Annotated in this window: 4 protein-coding genes and 1 pseudogene; all 5 read right to left on the bottom strand. The window is 63.2% G+C overall.

The features are described from left to right. Positions 1-497: 497 nt before the first annotated feature. Positions 498-755, bottom strand: coding sequence for a hypothetical protein (locus WBB85_RS21320; RefSeq protein ID WP_432640585.1), 258 nt, complete (start codon positions 753-755; stop codon positions 498-500). Beyond that, the gene (locus WBB85_RS21315) at positions 752-1,426 is read right to left on the bottom strand and encodes a YcbK family protein (RefSeq protein WP_432640584.1); all 675 of its coding nucleotides are present in this window, start codon (positions 1,424-1,426) and stop codon (positions 752-754) included. Before WBB85_RS21315 ends, WBB85_RS21320 begins: the two co-directional genes overlap by 4 nt. Before the next feature lie 72 nt (positions 1,427-1,498). Then, positions 1,499-1,789, bottom strand: coding sequence for a DUF6127 family protein (locus WBB85_RS21310; protein ID WP_432640583.1), 291 nt, complete (start codon positions 1,787-1,789; stop codon positions 1,499-1,501). A 19-nt stretch (positions 1,790-1,808) separates the two neighbouring features. After that, a complete protein-coding gene (locus tag WBB85_RS21305; protein WP_432640582.1) occupies positions 1,809-2,885 on the bottom strand; it encodes a DUF2793 domain-containing protein in 1,077 nt (358 codons plus the stop codon). A 10-nt stretch (positions 2,886-2,895) separates the two neighbouring features. Continuing rightward, a pseudogene (locus WBB85_RS21300) lies at positions 2,896-3,873 on the bottom strand (phage tail baseplate protein); the annotation flags it as partial. Between the last annotated feature and the right edge of the window lie 119 nt (positions 3,874-3,992).

Raw genomic sequence — 3,992 nt, 5'->3', positions numbered from 1 at the left:
TCCACTGGTCAGTGCGATACGCACCGCATCTTGGCGGAATTCGTCCGTCCGTTTCAGTCCCATAGTCAGTCTCCTTTGTTGCAGTAAATGCTATCAAAGGAGCGGCATCAAACCGCGACAGGTCCAGATCAAGCTATGCGGATTGGGAGGCGGGTCCGAGCGAAGTCGGTGCTACCGGGCCACCAAAATAAGAAATTCACGCGTTCGCGATCAGCAGTCCCATCACAAAGTTTGAGGTCAAGCGCGTCAGCGCTAATGCCTTGATCGCCTTGCAGAAAGCTTACAAGCTGGCAAGGAAGCACTATTTGAACGTGTTCTTTTGCACTTAAGGTGCCGACCAACTGCACACCCGCGCCTGCTCCCGCATGACAGCGTAATCCCCCATCATCTCGACGAGGGTCGATCCATCAGGCAGCAGCGCTAACTCCTCGGCCGCCTGCGCCTCGAGCTCCCTGCTGTATTCCACCACCGGCGGACATGCTGCCAAGCCGTTCGCTTCAAAACCCTCCGTCGCGCAGCCGGTCAACCAACTCGCCCCGATCACGAGGACGGCGAGCCGCAGCCTGCAGCATCCGGCGTTGGATTTCATTGGCCTTCTCCGTGGTTTCGAGACGTTCAGCAATCCGCCCGACGTGCTCGCCAGAACGGCGGATCGAAAGCAGAAACAGGACGATGGCGACAGCCATAGCTCCATAGCGCAAAGCGGCCCGCGCCGATGGGCTGGCGGCGATCCCGCCGAAAATGGTCGCGATCATCTCTTCCCCCGTTTCCAATCATCAAGCCGGGCATAGATGGCGACCGCGATCCCTCCGAGCGCCACGGCGATGAACACCCATCGGAGTGTGTCGAGGTAGGGCACCAGCGGCAGTACGGCGGCCTGCGTGTCAGCCAGGACATTCTGCGCGACCTCGACACCTGCCGCTCCTAGCGTCGCAACACCAGCAGCCCCGCCGCCCTTCATAGTGCGGCTCTGAGCCAATACCTCGCGCGCTGGCTGAGTTTCCTCAGCAAAGGCTGTCGCGCGGACCGGGAAGCGCTCACCCCACTGCCGCACCGGGCCAAGATCGACATGCATGAACCCCGAGCGCGGATAGAACCCGAACCCAAGAAAGCCGACTGCCCGCGCCGCCGCCTCGAACGTCACCGGGTCATGGTTTGACATGGCGATGTCGAAGGCCGCGCCGTCCATGTGCTTGGAACGCGTCGCGCCTCCAACGGCGCGGTTATGCTCCGGGCTTCGATACGCCGAGCGGACGATCAGCGGCTTGCCCAGCCGGTCCCGCAACGCCTGCAGCTTGTCCAGTGCAGGTTCGTTGATCAGCAACTTGCCGGTGCCGCGGCAGGCGATTTCGGCGGGTGAGAAGTTGGGCCAGCGCCAGTCGCTTTCCGGCGCGTCGCGCCAATGGTCGTAAAAGGTCGTGGTCATAGTGTCCTCCAGAAACGAAAAACCCGCCACAAGGGCGGGTCGGTTGGGCGGATGAATGGGAATGGTGAACGGCTACGGGCCGCCGCCAAATATCTTGAGTTTGATCGCGATCCCGGCCAGCAGAGCCAGCATCACGCCTGTGGTGATCATGCGGACGGCCGTCTGCATCGCGGTGCGGCGTACCAGCCGGATGCAGTCGAGCAAGGATCGCAGGTCGCGGTTGTCGAGTGCCGCCTCTTCTCCATCGAGGCCGACATCGGCGAGCGCGCGCTTGGCGCCTTTCTCTGCAGCGCGTGCCAACATTGCCTCAAACTCGGCATCGGGCATGCGGACAAAGCCCTGATCAGATCGGGGTGGTGTCATCGAATCCTCCTCCCGCCGCTCAACCGACCTTGCAGCCCCAGAAGGACGTGTGGTCGGCGGCGAAGTAGCCGTCCGCGACTCGGAAATACCCCTGCAGCTCGACGGTATCGCTTGCGTTCAGCGGCACCATGGTCTGCAGCCAGATCGCGGTGGCAAGCGAGAGGTGGGTGGCGGAGATTTCGCCGAGGGAGCCGCGGATTTCGGTTGTGCCGTTCAGGACAAGCCGCCCGCGCATGCGGGCCGTGGCGCTGGCGTTGATCTTGTAAAGCAGCGTCGCGCCGAAGAGGTAGGTACCGTCGACGGGCGCCACGAAGTGGTTGTTCGCCACGTCGAAGGCCCCCTGGTCATTGTAGTCGGTGTTGTTCAGGCCGATCTTCGTCCAGGTCCCGACGCCCACATAGTTGTCGTAGTTGGTGTAGGCCTTGAAGCGGGGCAGCTGCGGCTGGTCGATGATGCCATTGGCGTTGTCGACGCTCAGACCGTCGAAGAAGGTGCTGCCATCGGCCGAGACCGCGACCCGGAACCTGTCGGACCCGAACAGTCCCACCAGTGCCTTTGTCACGAAGTTGGTCTGAAAAGTCAGACCGAGGTCGTCGCCCGCAGCCTCCTTATTCATGGTGTAGAAAAGATCGCCGGTCCCGCCTTCTGCCACAGTCTTCGCGGTCCAGAGCGCAGCGTTCAGCTTGGCCGAAAATGGGTTGGCGGCGTCGGCGGTGGTCCCCAGCCCAAGCAGTGCGAGGTTCTGCAGATCTGCCGGCGTGGTGCCAATCCAACCCGCGCCATCGTAGACCAGCAGCAGCCCCTCGTTCTCAACCCATGCACGCCAGCCCGCCCGGGGCGGCAGGCGCAGCCAGGTCCCATCCGTGAACAGCGCCACGTTCAGGTCCCACCCCGTCCAGTCACTGGTCCCGCCGCTCGCCACGATATGGCGGTCGCCATCGGCAGGGCTGTCGGGCGGCGCGGTCAGGTCGCGGTCGAGAACGGAGAGCTGCACGAGCCCGTCGAGGAGCCGCAATGACTCGTTGTGGGTGACATGCTTCTGGGCCTGCGCCGCCAGAATGTAGGGCAGCAGCAGTTTGGTCGTGGCATCGGACATGAGATGGCCTTCAGAATGTGAGCGTGACGGTTTTGGCCGCACCCCGCCCGATCAGGGCGGAGAGCTGGGAGATGCGGACTGTCAGCGTGTCGCCGGGCCCGAACGGCGCGCCCCAATCGGTGGTTTGCTGGGCGGCCGTGTAGATCGCGCTTGTTGTGGGCGCACTCAGCACCCGCTTCACCGTGCTGCCATCGAGGATCTCGACCTCGTAGGCTTCCAGTTCCTCGATTAGAGGCACCTCAACTGCGCCCCAGCTGTCGGCAGAAAGCGCTCGGGACCGGCGCGTCCAGCGGATGGTCAGATCACCGGGCGTGCGGGGGCGACGCCACGGCTGCTGGACATGGGCGACGGAGAACGGCCGCAGACCCACGCCAACCGGTGTGAAGGAGGCGGCGACATAGGTCTCGTCGCTGACAGACCGGCTTGCGGGACCGACGCGCCAGTTCCAGGGAAGCCCGAGATCGGCCTCGGCGATTGGTAGTGATGCCAGAGCTTCGTCGAGAACTACGACCCGTGCGCCTGCAGGAGCCGGATTGGCCATAGCCGCTTCCGTGCCGCGCTGTCCTCGCAGGAGCCGCGACAGCCTATAACGGCCCGGCGCGATCAACTCGGCTGCGCTCGCCTGCACGATTTCCCAAGTGCCGGGCGCGCTCTCGATGGCCAGCACATTGGCCCCACCGAACAGGGTCAGGTCGGTGATGCTTTCCAGTGTGCCCATCAGCAGATCGATCTGCAGCGAATTGCCGAGATCGAACCGTGATGTGGGACCAGCATAGAAATCCGAGATTAGAGCGCCGATCCGGGCACGGCTGCCAAATGTCGTCAGCAATTCGAACTCGTCGGACGACGGGCTGCGAAACACCGCCATCTCCCCCGGCCAGGGAACGGCATGGCCAGCGATGAGCGGCCGATGCGCAGGCTGATCCTCGGTCAGTTGTGGCAGATCCAGCAACACTGCCTCGGGTGCGCCAAACACTACGGCTGTTGATTGCCACTGAGAATTGACCCGGCAAAGGCTAAAATTGTCACTGAGAATTGACCCATGTGCAACCTTGCCCCGGCTTGAACCAGCTGGGGGCATTTGGAGTGATCGACATGGGATTTTTG

The sequence above is a fragment of the Albidovulum sp. genome, from assembly GCF_049646345.1.
Lineage (GTDB): Bacteria > Pseudomonadota > Alphaproteobacteria > Rhodobacterales > Rhodobacteraceae > Albidovulum.
The sequence above is the reverse complement of the archived record's forward strand: the minus strand, read 5'-3'. Positions and strand labels throughout refer to the sequence as shown.